The 17,925-nt window shown below is 40.4% G+C and carries 12 protein-coding genes; 9 read left to right on the forward strand and 3 right to left on the reverse strand.

The window, feature by feature from the left end:
• The first annotated feature begins 75 nt into the window (after window positions 1-75).
• Entirely contained in the window at window positions 76-261 is a 186-nt protein-coding gene (locus H6607_01445) for a type II toxin-antitoxin system HicA family toxin (GenBank protein ID MCB9261024.1), read from the forward strand.
• Window positions 262-270: 9 nt separating this feature from the next.
• Window positions 271-660, forward strand: coding sequence for a type II toxin-antitoxin system HicB family antitoxin (locus H6607_01450; GenBank protein MCB9261025.1), 390 nt, complete (start codon window positions 271-273; stop codon window positions 658-660).
• Between the two features lie 50 nt (window positions 661-710).
• On the opposite strand, the gene H6607_01455 is transcribed toward H6607_01450, so the two are convergent.
• Both H6607_01455 and H6607_01460 read right to left on the reverse strand, forming a co-directional pair.
• Window positions 711-1,478 carry a hypothetical protein gene (locus H6607_01455; GenBank protein MCB9261026.1) on the reverse strand — a complete coding sequence of 256 codons (768 nt, stop codon included), beginning with the start codon at window positions 1,476-1,478 and terminating at the stop codon, window positions 711-713.
• A 9-nt stretch (window positions 1,479-1,487) separates the two neighbouring features.
• Window positions 1,488-1,955, reverse strand: coding sequence for a VOC family protein (locus tag H6607_01460; protein MCB9261027.1), 468 nt, complete (start codon window positions 1,953-1,955; stop codon window positions 1,488-1,490).
• Window positions 1,956-2,159: 204 nt separating this feature from the next.
• On the opposite strand from H6607_01460, the gene H6607_01465 reads away from it, so the two are divergent.
• The 7 genes from H6607_01465 to H6607_01495 all read left to right on the forward strand — a co-directional run bounded on the left by H6607_01465 (window position 2,160) and on the right by H6607_01495 (window position 16,307).
• Window positions 2,160-4,286: a hypothetical protein gene (locus H6607_01465; GenBank protein MCB9261028.1), complete on the forward strand. Its 2,127-nt coding sequence runs from the start codon at window positions 2,160-2,162 to the stop codon at window positions 4,284-4,286.
• A 29-nt stretch (window positions 4,287-4,315) separates the two neighbouring features.
• On the forward strand, window positions 4,316-6,556 hold the full coding sequence (locus H6607_01470) for a T9SS type A sorting domain-containing protein (protein MCB9261029.1): 2,241 nt from the start codon (window positions 4,316-4,318) through the stop codon (window positions 6,554-6,556).
• A gap of 17 nt (window positions 6,557-6,573) precedes the next feature.
• Entirely contained in the window at window positions 6,574-8,040 is a 1,467-nt protein-coding gene (locus H6607_01475; GenBank protein MCB9261030.1) for a hypothetical protein, read from the forward strand.
• Window positions 8,034-10,856: a TonB-dependent receptor gene (locus tag H6607_01480; protein ID MCB9261031.1), complete on the forward strand. Its 2,823-nt coding sequence runs from the start codon at window positions 8,034-8,036 to the stop codon at window positions 10,854-10,856. The genes H6607_01475 and H6607_01480 overlap by 7 nt, the downstream gene beginning before the upstream one ends.
• 118 nt (window positions 10,857-10,974) lie before the next feature.
• The gene (gene gcvP / locus H6607_01485) at window positions 10,975-13,857 is read left to right on the forward strand and encodes an aminomethyl-transferring glycine dehydrogenase (GenBank protein MCB9261032.1); all 2,883 of its coding nucleotides are present in this window, start codon (window positions 10,975-10,977) and stop codon (window positions 13,855-13,857) included.
• Between the two features lie 213 nt (window positions 13,858-14,070).
• Window positions 14,071-15,273, forward strand: a complete 1,203-nt coding sequence (locus tag H6607_01490) for an FAD-dependent oxidoreductase (GenBank protein ID MCB9261033.1) — start codon at window positions 14,071-14,073, stop codon at window positions 15,271-15,273.
• A 416-nt stretch (window positions 15,274-15,689) separates the two neighbouring features.
• Window positions 15,690-16,307 carry a hypothetical protein gene (locus H6607_01495; protein ID MCB9261034.1) on the forward strand — a complete coding sequence of 206 codons (618 nt, stop codon included), beginning with the start codon at window positions 15,690-15,692 and terminating at the stop codon, window positions 16,305-16,307.
• Between the two features lie 57 nt (window positions 16,308-16,364).
• On the opposite strand, the gene H6607_01500 is transcribed toward H6607_01495, so the two are convergent.
• Complete coding sequence (locus H6607_01500) at window positions 16,365-17,873, reverse strand: OmpA family protein (protein MCB9261035.1); 1,509 nt, start codon at window positions 17,871-17,873, stop codon at window positions 16,365-16,367.
• Window positions 17,874-17,925: the final 52 nt, after the last annotated feature.

The following is a 17,925-nucleotide window of genomic DNA, read 5'->3' on the forward strand; positions in this document are numbered from 1 at the left end:
CTAATCGAATTTTTGAATAAATATTTCCCCTTAAAGTAAATAATTATTTACTTTTGTTGAGCCATTGTGTTAAAAATGAAATGTTCCGAGCTATACAGACTTTTGATAAAAGATGGATGGTATCCAATTTCTCAAAAAGGTTCGCATGTTAAATTGAAGCACGATACAAAACCAAACGTTTTAATATTTCCAAATCATGGAAGCCAAGAACTTGGAAAAGGAATGGAAAACAAAATTAAAAAGGATGCAGGTATAAAGTAAAAGAATAAAATGAAAGACAAAAAAATATGCTTGATAGTTGAAAAAACGGACACCGGATTTTCGGCCTTTTGCCGAGATTACCCAATATTTACTACGGGTAAAACGGTTGCAGAACTATTTGAAAATGCACTTGAAGCATGCAATTTTTATTTTGATGAAAAAGCAGTTGAATTGACTCATGAAAATCTAAAATTTGAAATTGATTTCAAACAGTTTTTTCAATATTACAAAGTGTTGAATTCAAAATTTTTGGCCGAAAAGATTGGAATGAACCCCACTTTATTGTCTCAATACGTTCAAGGGCACAAAAAACCATCCAGCACCCAAACCGAAAAAATTCTATCCGGAATTCATAAAATTGGACAAGAATTATCGGAAATCAATTTGATATATAGTTAAACGAGGAATAATGCATTACCAAACTCATTTCGACCCTTTGTTCTCTTATTTTACCAATTTATTTCCGGAGCTGCTATCGGCGTATTGACAGGTAAATTGGAAACCACTTTTTTCTCTTTTCCATATTTTTTGCGAACCAGTTTGTTCAGGTATTTCTCATAAACTTCCCAAGTACGGTTGCCATTGCAGGTTCCACACCAATGAGGCATTTTTGATAGAAGCTTTTCGTTTTCAAACATTAAATTCCCTGTACACGTCGAGATGTTTTCGTAATAACTACAATATACTTTTCGGGTAGAACCGCGAAAATAATAAGATTGAATCTTGTACCCATAAACCATCCAAGGTGAATGAGATAAAGAATCCCATTTTCCAGAATAACCTCCAACTCGCGAATTGGATTTATATCCAAGAGTAATATTCCTAAGAACATGTGAATAGTAATAATTGGTTGAATATAGATTTATTTCTATTAACCGGTCTTTGTAAAAACTAAGGATAAACCATAAACCTTTGTAAATACAAGAGTCATAAAGCAAATAACTTTTGACATTCGGGTAAATCAAACCTGCTTCTTGAAAAACATTGTATAAATAGTCGGAATAGAGTGAATCAAAAAGATTTATAGTATCCGTCTTGCGAACAACAATTCCCGAATCATCAACCAAATACAAATTTTTGATGGAATCTTTATGCATCAGCAAATCAATGTTCTTGTTTTTTAAACAATCATCACAAAATCGGGTGTCCCATAATTGAGCAAAGCAATTGCTTGAGGCAATCAAAACCAAAAGAAGTATCAGTTTGGCTTTTTTCATTTCCATCTACTACTTCGTTGTCTTTCCGCCCATTGCAGTAAAAACGCTGTCAACGGGTTCCCAAAGCTCAATTTTGTTGCCTTCGTTGTCCATAATGTGAATGAACTTTCCGTAGTCGTAGGTTTCCATTTCGTCAACGATAGTTACCCCATTGGCTTTTAGTTTTTCAATCAAGCCTTCCAAATTATGTACACGGTAGTTTATCATAAACTCCTTTTTGGAAGGTTGAAAATAGGCGTTTCCGGTTTTGAATGGACTCCATTGCAAATAGTTTATTTCCTCTGGGCGGTGGGCATTTCTAAACTCAAAGCTCGAGCCGTATTCGCTGGTGGCAAGACCAAGATTCTTGGCATACCATTCTTTCGATTTTTCAGGGTCATCGGAAAAAAAGAAAATACCGCCAATTCCTGTTACTCTTGGGGTGGTGTCTTCTGCGGGTTGGTTTGAGGTTGGGTCTTTATCGTTCATTGTGTTCATATTTTTTGAAGATGAGTTGCAACCAAAAATGGCCGAGCCAAGAAGAAAAGTTAATATGAAATGTGCGATTGTTATTTTCATTGAATATTCCTTTTAAGTGGCAAAGCAACAAATATAACCCAGTGTTTTAAGAGGGCAACAAATTGTTAATCCAATGTTAAAGGCAGAAGTTAAGTTAATGTTTAAATTTGCTGCACTTTACGCATGAAAGTAGTATTTGTAGCTATTGTTTTATCATTTTCTGCTGCCGTTTTTGGCCAATCTTCGTTTGAAGAAAAAACCACAACGGCATCCAATGTTCGGTTAAATGTAACCAACGTTGGCACCTTTGGCAATGCCTTTCGGGGGTACAGAGATGGTAGCGGAAATCAAAGCTGTGAATATCCTGCCGGTTCTGGCATCGAGCATTTGTTTGAAGGTGGCATTTGGGTGGGCGGATTAATTGATGGCTCGTTAGTGGCGGTATCCACCTCGGCTTATGATGCTCCAAGTGGATATTCTACCGGACGGGGTGGTTTCGAGTTTACCGCAGAGGTTGGCAGCACATTGCGTCAGCGTTCCAGCTTGTTCGAAAGCCCTTTTTTCTCTCCAGATGCCGTATCGCACGAAGATTATGTGGCCCATTTTTCGGATAGCAACTTATTGGTGCCCGGCACAAATATTCCTATTAGCGGCCATTCTCAACCCTTAAAATTGGGTGTTAAAATGGAGTCGTTCAACTGGAACTATGCATTTAGCGACTTTTTTGTGATTGTTAATTTTGAAGTGACCAACAACAGCCCAAGCACCATAGATAGCGTCTATTTTGCACTTTGGACCAATACCGTGGTAAGAAACACCAACGTAACTCCAGCCGGAAGCGGGGGCTCGGCTTTTTACAACAAAGGTGGAAACGGCTTTTTGGATTCGCTTTTTATGGCTTATTGCTATGACAATGCCGGAGATGTAGGTTTTACAGATAGCTATATTGGTCAGAAATTTCTGGGTGCAGAGGATAAAACCGGATTTCGCCATCCGTTGATAACCCCCAATTTTAAAGTGCATTACAACGCATGGGAATTTAACAACGTGAGCAATCCTGTTTTCTTTTTCCCTTCTACCGAGCAGGCTCGATACATTAAAATGACGAATGGGTTAAATTTTAACCAATGTTGGGATAAAAACTCTACCCAAAATGCCAATTGCGGAAGCAAAAGTTTTAAGGAACAATTGAACGATGCCGGAAATAGGAGTGACTTGGTGTCGGTTGGGCCCTTTGCCTCACTTGCCCCGGGCGAGACCATTAAGTTGGCCTATGCCTTTGTGTTGGGCAAAAAATTGGAGGATGGGTTGCCAAACAGCGACAACAATCATTATCAGCAAACTATTTTAAGAGATAATGCCGATTGGGCTCAGGTGGCATTTAATGGGGAAGACAAAAACTTTAATGGTGTGTTAGATGCCGGAGAAGATGCCAATGGCGACGGAAAGATTACCCGATTTATATTGCCGGCACCACCCAATATTCCCAAAACCAAAATTGTGACCAATCAAAACAGTATAGATGTGTATTGGAGTAACAATTCGGAAGAAAGTATAGACCCGATAACGTTGGAGAAGGACTTTGAAGGATATCGCATATACAGCACGCAACTTGGCTTTGATGTAACACAGGTGCAAAATTTGGCCAACGATTTAAAAAAGATTGGCGATTGGGATTTGGCCGGAAACAACCTATTTAACGAAACCGGTTTTGAGAGCATTAAACTGGCAACTCCGGCAACGTTTGGTGGCGACCCAACCGTTTATCATTACAAATACACTATCAATAATATTCAAAACGGATGGCAATATGCCATTTCAGTTTCGGCCTACGATAGAGGCAATAAAAACAGCAATTTAGAATCTTTAGAAAGCAGTTTGTTGAGCAATAATTATCGTGCATTTGCAGGAAAACCGGCCAACGCCAATCTCAAAACCAATTTGCCTTTTGTATATCCAAACCCCTATTACTCTGGAGCGGCATGGGAAGGCAAAAGCAATTTTCAGGAGCAAAGCCGCAAACTCTATTTTGCCAATCTTCCTGCCCATTGCAGCATACGAATTTTTACGGTGGCCGGCGATTTTATTGATGAAATTGAGCATAATCAGGAATATAATGGTAACGACATAAGGTGGTTTTCCACCTTTGGGGCAGAGGATGCCGACAAAAATGTTTTTAGCGGAGGCGAACATGCTTGGGATTTGTTGAGTGGCGAATCGCAAATTATTGCTCGAGGGATATATATTTTTACGGTAAAGGATAACGAAACCGGAGAAATGTTTCAGGGCAAGTTTGCCATTATTAAATAGTATTTCAATAATTTGATTTTAGATAAAAAATGAAAAAATTAAGTTTCAAAATTAGTATGTTAATGTTGCTAATGGTAGGCGGATTGCACGCCATGGCTCAGTATCCAAAAATTACCATCAAGCAATTGCAGGAGGTTCCACAGGCAAAATTATTAGCCTGCAACGATTCATCCTCTTACTATGGAGATACCGTAACGGTTGTTGGCGTTGTAACTGCCGATGCCAACCTGATTGATGTTCCGTCGAGTTCTGTACAAGGTGGTTTTCGTCCGTTTGTGCATATACTTGATACAGCCAATAGCGGCATGGGAGGAGATTTTCATGGCCTTCAAGTAATGGGTGTTTATACTGATGCAGGAGGGGCTTCATTACCGGTAACCGATGTTTACAACCTTTATGCCGGCATGATAGTTGAAATTACAGGAAAGGTAAACCGCTATCTGGGCGAAACCCAGTTAGAAATTCTTAACAATTCATCCATGAATGTAATAGGCACACAAGCCAAGCCACAACCCGTTGTGGTTGATTTGGGCGATTTGAACGATAACACTCGAACCAATAAACTCCCCACAGGCGAGCAGTATGAAGATTCGTATATCGAATTGCAAAATCTGACGGTGGTGAATGTTCAGAATTTTAATGGAAACCGTGTTAGCTTTGATGTGGCAGATGCAAATGGAAATCTAATTAATGTTTCAGACCGATTTTTTGTTCAAAAAACAGCATCTTACACCACTACTCGAAGCAGTGCTCCTGTAAAACAAGGCTCGTTTGTGGCTCCGGTAGTTGGCACAAAATACGATTATATTAGAGGTATAATTATGCACAGCGAAAACGGTTGCACGGGAAACAGTGGAAGAGGATATGAACTAAACCCAACCGACATAAGCGATTATAAAAAGGGAAAAACACCTCCAAGCATAACCAATGTAGTTCGCACACCATTGGTGCCAAAAGATGCCGAAAGTGCGGGAATTACTGCAAAAATCATTGATTTTGATGGTACGGTGGCTACTGCTGATTTGTATTATAGCAGCAATATTAGCGACACCTACGATAAGTTTACGAAAGTTACCATGACCATAAAGTCAGGAACAACGGATACCTATGAAGCCACTATTCCGGGAATGAGCGAAAATACGGTGGTAAGATACTACATCTATGCAACCGACAATATTGCCCAAGGCAGCTATATGCCATATTCTGCAAGTGCAGCCACCAATCCCGACTTTATGTTTTATACTGTTCGAAACGGTGGTTTAACTATTTCGGATGTGCAAAAAGTGCTAAACGTGGCCAACGATGCTTCTCCGTTTAATGGTCAGGTGGTTACTGTTACCGGGGTGGTTACGGCCAGTGCAAAGCAATATGATTTAGAAAATATTTACATTCAAGACCCAAATGCAACCGAATATGCCGGTATAAAATGTCAGGGAAACAGTGATTTGATAAAGTTGTTTAGAGGACAAGAAGTTACCGTTACTGGCACCGTGGCCGAGAGCTTTGGTTTTACAGTATTGAATGTGACCAAAGTGGTAAAAACGGGAAATGTATTGGAAGTACCCATTACCACCATCGACCCAAGCGACAGTGCTTTTTACTTTAGCAAAGCCGCCGAAAAATATGAAGGCATGTTGGTTGGATTGGTAAATCCTGCCGGAGGAAAAGTGTATGTATCCAACCCAAGATTGAGCAATTTTGGTGAGTACTTGATTTCTACAGATGAAAACAATTCTTATGGAAAATCAAGAAGAGTACAGGCCGGAATTCAAAACACAAACAACCATAGCAGTTTATGGGTTTCCATCGTTTCGGATACAACATTAAAAGACGTTGATGGCGTGATGAATGTGGCTCCAATTAAAGCAGAAAAAGGAATGTCTTTCGATACTGTTGTTGGAGTTTTATACTATGGTTTTAGCAACTACAGTGTGCTTCCAAGAAACGATGACGATTTTAAAGGAGCGAGCGTTACCTTACCAGAAACAGACTATCCACCGATTGTTTCTGTTAAAAATGTCGAGGCTCAAACTGGGTTTGTTTCATTTTATCCAAATCCTGCCAACGAGTTTGTAACCATTGTTATTAAACAAAACGGAATTACCAAAGTTGAATTCGTAATTACGGACATTACCGGAAAGGCCGTGAAATCGGGCAATTTGGTGGATGCCGAAAAATGCGACATCAGCAATTTAAACGCTGGAGTTTATATGATTTCAACCAGCTCAAATGGGCAGGTTTTAGGTAATTTCCGATTAATCAAAAACTAATTTTAAGAGAGCAAGTCTTGTTCAAAGCACAAAAAAATAAGAAAGCAAGCACGGCAATTATTGCATTAATTGGCGTGCTTTTTGGCTTTCTGTTAGATGGTTGCAAAGAAGACCAATTGCTTGAAAATCAAACACCCGACACCCATCTGTCTATCGAAAAAATAAACCTCACCGGAGAAAATAGGCTGAATAGCAGCGTATATATAACTTGGTACGGCACGGATGTGGATGGAAGAATTATCGGCTACGAGTTTTCTACCGACAATTCCAATTGGTTTTTTACTACCCGTCGCGATAGTGTATTTCGCTTTGATATTGAACCGGGAAAAGATACCACTGATATTGATTTTTATGTGCGGTCTATTGATGATAAAGATGCCCGAGACGAAACGCCGGCTCATTTAAAAATACCTTTGCGAAACTCAGCTCCCGAAGTGCATTTCGATGACGAAAGTATGCCTGTTGACACGGCTTTTAGCGTGGTAACTTTCAGGTGGAATTTTAATGACCCTGATGGTAACCATACAGTGATAAAAGCATTGTTAAAAGCAAACAACGGCAGTTGGGTAGAAATTGACCGAAGCAAATTCATGCTCAGTATTCGACCACAAAATGCAAAGCAAACCGGGGTGGTTTCTGCCAATATTTATTACAATACCGATATTTCAAAAGTTGGAGCAACAATTGACGGCATTAACAACAACGGCAATAATACTTTTTATCTAAAGGTAATAGATTTTGCCGGAACCGAGAGCGTTGCAGACACCTCAGAAAGCATTTTTGTTAAAGCTCAAAATTCTGATTTACTGCTCATTAGTGGCCAGCCAAGCAACGTAAACCAGGCATACGGCAGATTGGTGAAAAACAGTTATGGTAGCTTTGATGCCATCGATTTTGCTGCCGACAACGGACAATATCAACCAAAATTTTGGAACCCGACTTTCTCTTTATTAACCGAGCTATATGACAAATTGGTATTAAATGCCGATCAAAGCTTGTTTACCAATTCCATAACCGGGCAAAGTGGATTGCTACTAGAATTTGCAGCCCCTGTATTGCAGAATTACAACAATAAAGGTGGGAAATCATTTATCATTACCAGTTTTCCTGCGGGTTATGTGCCAACCCCAATCAGCGGGGCGGTGCCTATAGATAGCTTGAGTACCACTAGTGGTCAGGCCGTTATTTATCGAGATTCAAGTATTTTCTCATCAGATGCCACTTGGCCAACGTTGCAGCCGGGTAACAACGTTATTTTGGGTCTCGACCCATTTGTACCGAGCGTGGATGGCGAAGCCATTTATCAAGCTCAAATTTCTACTTTTGGTGCATGGAAAGGGTCAAATGTAGTAGGTGCTGTCCGAAAAAGAAATGGTAAAATAAATCAAGTGTTTTTTAGTGTGGAGTTGTACTTGTTCAACAAAGACGAAGCCAAGCTGAATGCTCTTTTCGACAAGGTTTTAAACAAAGAATTTAATTGGTAAGATACGCACTCATATCGTTTTTTCTGTTGTTCTCATTTTTGGGAGAAGCCCAAACAGGTGTTTTGAAAGGAAGAATAACCGATGCCACGTCAGGTAAGCCGCTCGATTATGCCGGGGTTCAATTGGTGGGTAGCTATTTTGGTGCAAACTCTGATGCCGATGGGAATTATAAAATTGAAAAAATAAAACCCGGAGACTATTCCATTAAGGTAATGTATGTTGGCTATGTTGAGCAAATCATAACCGGAGTAACAATAAAAGCCAATGAAGAAACCACTTTGAACGTTAAAATGGAATCACAATCGCACTCTTTTGAAGTGGTTACCGTGACTGGAAGAAGAAGTGTTGTGAATTTGGACGATGCAAGCTCCAGTGTAAAAGTGGGGCAAAATGACATAAAAGATATGAACGTGCGAGACGTTCAGGAAGTGGTGGGATTGCAGGTGGGTGTTTCTAAAACCGCCGATGGACTTCAAATAAGAGGAGCCAGAGTGTATGAAACGCAATATGTGGTAGATAACATTACGGCACAAGACCCTTTGGCCGGAACTGGTTTTGGAGTGCAGGTTTCCAGCGGTTCTATTGGTGAGATGGAGCTAACAACCGGAGGCTCGGGTGCAGAACATGGCGATGGAAGTTCGGGAGTAATAAATACCACTATCAGAGAAGGTGGTGAAAAATTTGAATTGTCTGGTAGCTTTCAAACCGACAACGGCGGCGTTTATAATGGTGCAGGCCAATGGAGAACCGACCTAGGAGACTTGAGTTTTTCGGGAACCATACCGAAGACCAATAAAAAATTGACCTATTTTGTCAATTCTACCTTCAAATGGAGTGATACCTATTTTGGGGCAACTGCCAGTCAATTGCACAGTTCATTAAATCCTTCAAATGATTCGTTTTGGGCACCTCGACAGGACAATCAATACAGCAATACCATAAAAATAAGCTACGATTTAAGACGAGGAACAAAACTGACATTCACCAATCAGCACAGTTTGGCCATCAATCAAAATACCCGAACACTGCAAATTGTGGGGTTTGATGCCATTCTTCAACCTGGGTTTCAATTTGAAAGAAGCCTTAATTTAGATAATGCCACCACCTATACGCACAGTGCAAATCTTACGGCCATCAATTTAAAACATTCCATAAACGAAAAAACCATTTTGAGGTTTACTGTGGGAAGATTGTTTACCAACCTGCGTGCCGATGCCAATGGCAGACCCTTTAGAACCGAAACAGTTGACCAATTGTATGACGAATATTCGATTGTTACAGACCCTGTGCGGGTTTTTAATCCAAACGACAGCATCAAATATGTGTTGCCTGGTCCTGGTTTGATAAACAATGGGGGCATCAGTGGCACTTGGCACGACCACTTTGTTGAGGAATACACCATCAAAGGAAGTGTTAAATATTTTCCGAAGAAAAAGACCAACCAATACACCTTTGGTTTTGAGCAAAAATTCAACAATTATCAGTGGGTAGATGTCTATAAACCCTGGGTAGGGGCACCTATTTATGTAAATGATTCAGTTTCTACCCCATCTATTTCCATTGGTAGTAGCAACGATATTTGGAATGTAAAACCAAACTCAGGAGGCTTATATGCCATAGATAAAATAACCTACAACGGCATTGTGGCCGAGCTGGGTTTGAGGCTAAACTATTGGGCAGCCGGAAAATTTGCAGATGATGCAGTAAAAGCGGCAAACTCGCCGGTTATTGACCAAGTGAGGGAAGATTACATGCGAAAAACTTTCGGACTATTTGGACTGAGATACAAAATGCGAATGTTGCCAAAAATAAATGTGAGTTTTCCCGTTACCACCAACAACTCACTTTATTTTAACTACTCACATTCTATGCGACTACCGCATCCACGCTTTTTGTATGCGGGCTTAGATCCTGAATATCAAGACCGTTCGTTTTTGTCGAATATTGGCAATCCAGACCTAAACCCGGAGGTTAATGTGAGTTATGAAATCGGCTACAAAACCCAAATCAACAAGGACTTTGGAATGACATTCTCGGCCTACAACAACAATCGTTTTGATTACATCGTGAGCCGACGGGTGATAGTGAACGACCAAACGGGAAGGCCCGTAACCAAAGTGATGTACATCAATCAGGATTATGCAAAAATTATTGGGTCAGAGTTTAGCACCACCTATCGCGTAAAAGATTTTATGCGATTGTTTTGGAACGTGAGTTATCAGGTAGCCCGCGGAAAATCAAATTCAGCCAGAGAATCGAGCCTTCAAATAGAACAAACGGGAGAAGTGCCACTCAGCACCGAACAATATTTGGCTTGGGATAGACCATGGAATACCACTTTTGGTATTGCCATAACTTACGATACTTCTTTAAAAAGGCTACCCACTTGGCTCAAGAACACTCAGGTATTTTTATCCAGCAATTACCAAAGTGGCTATAGATATACGCCTCAGCGGCTGGATGGCTACAATGCCCTGGGCCGACCACAATATACACCCATTACCAGCCAATATTTGCAGAAAAGAGCCAAGCCATGGTTTAATACCGATTTGAAAATTAATAGAACAATTCGGTTTAGTGAAAAAGGAAAATCGGGCATGACCATTAGTTTTGAAGTTCGAAATTTGTTTAACAACAAAAACCCACAAATCATAAACCCCATTACCGGAAACGCCTACGAACCCGGTGATGATGTGCCAAACGATTGGAGAGATCCTCGTTATGAGAGCCCTGTGGAACGGGGTACACCACCCAACGATCCAAGCCGATATCTGGCTCCGCGTCAGTATTTAATAGGATTGAGGTTTAGGATTTAGAACTGTTTTGAGTTTAAGGTTAAAAGCCTTGCTATAAAAGTAACCCAACCTCAAAACTCCGCATTAAACTATAAACAAAAAAGCTACTTTTGCACACCTATTTTTAACGAATAACACAATGCAATTAAACGTTCATCAAATTGAGTTTTTCAAAACCAGACACAACAGTCCTACCGCACAAGAAAGAGCTGAAATGCTTGCCGCCATTGGGGTTAAAAACATCGAAGAATTAATCGATAAAACCATTCCGGCCAACATTCGACTCAATCGAGAATTGAATATTTCAGCCGCCGTAAGCGAGCAAACATTTTTGAGCAATCTCCGAAAAACAGCCGCCAAAAACAAGGTATATAAAAGCTACATTGGAATGGGGTATTACAACACGTTCACACCCAATGTAATACTTAGAAACATCATGGAGAATCCGGGGTGGTACACCCAATACACACCCTACCAGGCAGAAATTGCTCAGGGCAGATTGGAAGCTTTGCTCAATTTTCAAACTATGGTAATGGACTTGACGGGTATGGAACTTGCCAATGCTTCATTACTTGATGAGGGTACTGCAGCTGCCGAGGCCATGACCATGTTTCACAACGTGTGTAAACGAAAAGAAGCCAATAAATTTTTTGTTGATAACAACATTTTCCCTCAAACCATAGACGTAATAAAAACCCGTGCTGTTCCGGTTGGCATCGAATTGGTGTTCGGCGATTTTAATACGGTTAATTTGGATGAGTCGTTCTTTGGGGCTATCGTTCAGTATCCTGATTCAAATGGTGAATTAAGAGAGTATAAATCGTTTTGCGAAAAAGCACAAGCCGCCGGAGTTTTGGTAGCAGCTGCCGCTGATTTAATGGCACTTACCCTCATTGCACCACCTGCTGAGTGGGGTGCTGATGCTGTGGTGGGCAATACCCAACGCTTTGGTGTACCACTAGGATTTGGTGGACCACATGCTGCTTATTTTGCCACTAAAGATGAATACAAACGTCAAATTCCGGGAAGAATTATTGGTGTAAGTAAAGATGCAAAAGGCAATAGAGCATTGCGTATGGCATTGCAAACTCGCGAGCAGCATATTAAACGAGACAAAGCCACATCAAACATTTGTACGGCACAAGTGCTTTTGGCTGTAATGGCCGGAATGTATGGTGTTTACCACGGGCCGCAAGGATTAAAAAATATTGCCGGAAAAATTCATGGGTTAACTCAGGTGCTTGACAAAGCACTTGCCGAATTGGGTTATTCGCAAACCAACAAAAACTACTTTGATACCCTCAAAGTGACAAAATTGGACGTGGCTCAAATCGAAAAAATTATTTCTATTGCCGAAAGCAAAGGAATAAACCTAAGAAACGGGGGAGACTTTATTGGAATATCCATTGATGAAACCACCGAATTGGCCGATGTTCAATCAATTGCCGATAGCTTTGCAGAAGCCAAAAAAACATCAATTGATGTGAACCAGTTTGCTCAAAACCTAAGCCTTAATGTCGATAAAAGTTTTGTGCGAACAAGCGAATACATGACCCACGAGGTGTTTCATAAATACCACACGGAGCATGAGATGTTGCGATACATCAAATTGCTTGAAAATAAAGATCTTTCATTAACCCACAGCATGATTTCGTTGGGTAGTTGCACCATGAAATTAAATGCAACTGCTGAAATGATTCCGGTTACATGGCCTGAATTTAACGCTATTCATCCATTTGTACCCCGCAATCAGGTGGATGGATATTATGAGGTTATTGACGATTTGTCGAATGATTTAGCGGAAATTACCGGATTTGCAGCCATGAGCATGCAACCCAACGCAGGTTCTCAAGGAGAGTATGCCGGATTAATGGTTATTCGTGAGTATTTTAACGATAGAGGAGAAGTACATAGAAATGTAGCCCTGATTCCATCATCGGCACACGGCACCAACCCTGCAAGTGCGGTTATGGCCGGAATGCAGGTAGTGGTAGTGAAATGTCTTGAAAACGGTTACATCGACTTAGAAGACTTAAAACTAAAAGCAGAACAATACAAAGACAACTTGGCCTGCATTATGGTTACCTACCCCAGCACCAACGGTGTTTATGAGGAAACTATTAAAGACATTACAGGCATTGTGCATCAATATGGCGGACAGGTGTATATGGACGGAGCTAACATGAATGCCCAAGTTGGGTTGACCAATCCCGGCATGATTGGGGCAGATGTTTGTCACTTAAACTTGCATAAAACCTTTTGTATTCCTCACGGTGGTGGCGGCCCCGGCATGGGTCCCATTGGCGTAGCCAAGCATTTGGTGCCTTATTTACCGGGACATGCGGTTGTAAAAATTGGTGGAGATAAATCGATGTCGGCTGTTTCTGCCGCACCATTTGGCAGCTCAAGCATTTTGCTTATATCTTATGCCTATATTAAAATGATGGGAGCTAAAGGCTTGAAAGAGGCCACTGAAACGGCCATTTTGAATGCTAATTATTTAAAAGCAAGATTAGGAGAGGCCTATCCGATGCTTTATACAGGCAAAAACGGAACGGTAGCCCACGAAATGATTGTGGATACGCGAGTGGTTAAAGCCACATCAGGTGTGCAGGTAGAGGATATCGCAAAACGCCTGATGGATTATGGTTTCCATGCTCCAACGGTTTCTTTCCCTATAGCTGGAACCTTGATGGTTGAGCCAACCGAGAGTGAAAGCAAAGAGGAATTAGACCGATTTGTAGATGCTTTATTGTCTATCAGAGAAGAGATTAGAGCCATCGAAAACGGCACATACAGTCAGGAAGACAATATGTTGGTAAACGCACCGCACACAGCAGCGGTTGTTACTTCCAGCGAGTGGCCTCACAAATACAGCCGAGAAATGGCAGCCTATCCGCGTCCGTGGGTAAAAGACCGCAAGTTTTGGCCAATGGTTAGCCGCGTGGACAACACATACGGCGACAGAAACTTGGTGTGTGCATGTTTGCCATTGAGCGAATACGAAGAACAGGCAATGTAACATGTTAAGACCTAATGGGTTTTGAAAACCTATTGGGTAGTTAATCCAAAAATATGGTTGATAGAAGCCCCCGCCTGCGGCGGGGGCTTCTTGTTTTTAATCAAAAAAAAACATATTAAATGCGGGCTTATATAGAACCATTTTAACATAGATTTAATGCACTTTGAAACGGCTATTTAGTAGCTTTGAACCAGCAATTAATAGAATTTTAAAATGATTACAACCGTTGTGATTGGAGGCAGTTTTGCCGGAATGACCGCTGCTCTGGAATTAAAGCGTAAAGGCAAAGATGAACACAAAGTTATCTTAATAGATAAATCTCCGCTCTTTCTATTTATTCCATCCTTAATTTGGGTACCTTTCAAAAGGAGAGAGATGAAAGAAATTTCTTTCAAAAAAGAAGATATTCTAAGAAAGAAAGGAGTAGAATTTGTTCATGCAGAAGCCTTAACGGTGGATACCGACAAAAGAGTGGTGACAACCGCGGCGGGAGACTACACATACGACCATTTGGTAGTGGCCACAGGGCCGAAAGTGAATTTTGATATTGCACCCGGAGTGGCAGAATATTCCCATTATGTGGGTACACCCAACGGAGCCATGAAATTGAGAACGGCTCTGGAAGAGTTTAAGAAAAATCCGGGACCCATAGTTATTGGAGCCACACAAAACGCGGGATGTATGGGGGCAGCCTACGAATTTTTATTCAACGTTGAAAAATGGCTTCGAGAGCAAAAAATTAGAAAAAAAGTAGATCTCTATTGGATAACACCAGAAGATTATCTCGGACATTTTGGAATAGATGGTATGCCTTTTGGCGAAAAAATGCTCAAAACATTTATGAAAATGTTTAACATCCATTACAAAACACAAGTGGCCGTAAAAGAAGTTACCCCTACTTCCGTAATTCTTACAAATGGAGAAGAAATTAAAAGCTCACTCACACAGCTAATGCCACCTTTTGTAGGGGTTGATTTTGTTCAAAATTCCACTTCGTTGATGGCCAATCAAAATGGATACATACCGGTGGAAGATACCTACCGCCATAAACAATTAAAAAATGTGTGGGCGGCAGGCATAGCCATTCAGGTTGACCTGCCCTTTCAATGCAAGAATATTCCTTTCTCTGCACCCAAAACGGGATACCCATCAGATACCACCGGAAAAATTGTGGCCGAAAACATTATCCGTACTGAAAAAGGAAATACCAATTTGGTAAAAAAATCGTGGGGAAAAATACCGGGACTGTGCGTGATGGATGCGGGCAAAAAGGAGGTATTGATATTCTCAAATCACCTTTTCAAACCCCGAACATTTGCCATTATGATGCCGAACGTATTTTATGATGTTACGAAAGTTTTAATAGAAAAATATTTTCTCTGGAAATCAAAGAGAGGATATTCTTGGTTGCCCTAACATTGGGTATAAAGAATAAGTTATATTGAAAAGACTCCGCAAATAGCGGGGTCTTTTTGTTTTAAAAACGATTTGCCAACTGCAAAAAAAATTACTGTAAGAAGTGGTTTTTTTATTGATGACGATGTGTTAAATTGTGCAAGGAAATAAGGCAAAAAAAAAGGCGAGTTGCCCCGCCTTAAATGTTTTCACAACATTTCATCCTCAAAATCTCGCAAAAAGAAAGTTCCGCTAAAATACAATTTGAAAGCAATTCACAACGAGTACACTGTCTAAGGAAAAATAAAACTGTTCCGCTAAAATACAATTTGAATTGAAAATCGGCGAACCCCAACAAAATAGTCCAACGAGAGCTAAAGCAATTCGTAACAATAGTTGAAGTCCAATCAATTTATCCCGATTTTTGAGCAAAAAATATGAGCATTATTCCGCTATTGGCTACCTCACTAAATAGAAGAGACGAAGAGCCAAACATTCAGTTGGCCATAAAAATTGTGTCGGAAAACAATGCAATGGCTATAATAGAGTTGGTCGAAAATTTAGGCCAAAAGAATAAAAATATCCGGCACGATTGTATCAAAACGCTGTATGAAGCGGCTTATCGCAAACCGGAAATGGTGGCAGATTATTGGAACAATTTTTTGCCTTTGTTAGACCATAAAGACAATAGAATGCAATGGGGTGCCATGACGGCTTTGGCTGCTATAGTGGAGCAAAACACGGATGCGGCCTTAAAAAGTTTGCCCGTATTGGCAAAAGCTGCCGATGCCGGCTCGGTAATAACCAAAGATGGATATGTCGCAATTTTAGTAATATTGATAAAGGCTGGAAAACAGGAAGTGTTTGAAATGTTGAACGAACAATTGCTAAAAAGTGCCACCAACCAATTGCCCAAATATGCCGAAATGGCCTGTGCGGTAATTGACGACAAAGACAAAGCCAAATTGCGAGAAACGCTGCTTAAGCGACGACCCGATATGACAGTGGAGAGCAAACTCAAACGGTTAGACAAAGTTATAAAAAAGATAAGTTGAATAAGGTGTTTAGAGATAGAACAGCCCTGATTGAAAAGGGTAGGAGTGGAGTTGCGGCTAAAAGTCTTTCAGCAAATCACTTTCTACGATGTTTCTAAACTTAATAATTGGAGGCTCACCAATCTTAAATTTTTCGCGACTCATCATTAATTGTTCTCCCACTTTTTTGACGATAACTAAGGTAACTATTTTGCCAATGGGTACATTGTAAAAAACAGATGTTTTTTCGGAAGTAGAAGTATTGGGGGTGGCTCCCATAACCCCTTTTATATTATCAAAATACATCCTGATGTCTTTCTTTTGGTCAAATTCTTCGTCAATCTCGACCGAGGTCGTCTCTAATCCAGTAAATCGGTCGCAATTAATCCAATTATAGAGTGGCACTTTTAATTCGGTAAATTGTTCGGTGTCAAAATCAGGTATCAACCGTTTGAGGGTGTTTTCAATACTATCGGCGTTGTTTTGTGCTAGAAACGACATAAAATCCTCAGGAGTTTCAAATTTTTCGCCCAAATCATCCTTAAATAAATCGTAATAAAGTTTCATTTTGGGGTTGTTTCTTATAAAAGATTCAGTGGTGGCAGCAATGATACTAGCTCGTTGTTGGGCCAATTGATTGCGATATTTCGGTGAAAATTCCTTTCGAAAACCACACCAAAAAAACCTACAATAAAAGGCATCAGAAAGGCCATAATTAACGTCGTTCATGGATTGAGCAAAAATGTTTGATGGCGACAATCTAATACCTTCATCCTCTTGACTCCAGTGCGAAAGTCCATTTTTATCTTTTGCCAAAAACTGCTTGTAATCGGCTTTGTCAGCTTTTACATACACCGTAATGGAATTTCCATTTGACGAAGCGATTGCTTTGCCGTTTTGAAATGCTTCAAATCGGTACATACCTGCAGATTGGAGCATCTCTCCGCTACTAAAATCTTGGGTGGTCAGTTTGTTGAGTAGAAAGCCCACATTCCCATCAGCCACTTGGGCAACAATTGTTATATTACCCTCAGGAAATACATTTGGTGGAATAACAGCAATGGCTCCGTTAGGTAAGGTGATAGTGCCTCCGTTTTGTCCATTTATTTGGTAAGATGTGTTTTTGGAGGACGCCAATCGACTATAAATAGGAGCTAAGTCTGTCAGCTCTAAAGTTTCATTTTTCTCGCAAGTAAGCACCACTTCCACCCTTCTATTCAACGCCTTTTGGGATGGGACTTCACTGCTGGTTATCAATCTGGCCTCGCCATAAAACTCAGTTTCTTTTAGGTTAATGCAGGGATATTTGCCCTTAATGTAGTCTTTAACAGTGTTTAGTCGGTTTTTAGAAAGTGTCAAATTGTATTCATCTGTTCCATCGGCATCGGTGTGTGCACTCAACGCAACCGAACAAGACTCACAATCGGCAGTTTTTAGCAAACTGTCAATCTTTTTGGCTTCACTGTTTTTATTATCCAAAGGCGTAAGGACATAGCTGTTGTGGTCGAATAGTATGGAGACTTTTTGCTGACCAAACAACTGACAAGAAATTGCCAAGAAGAAACCGATTAATGTGAGTCTGTTCATAATGCTGCGTTTTAAAAGTTGAGTAAAAGCATTTTGGTGCATTGACGAATGA

The sequence above is a fragment of the Flavobacteriales bacterium genome (assembly GCA_020635395.1).
Lineage (GTDB): Bacteria > Bacteroidota > Bacteroidia > NS11-12g > UBA9320 > UBA987.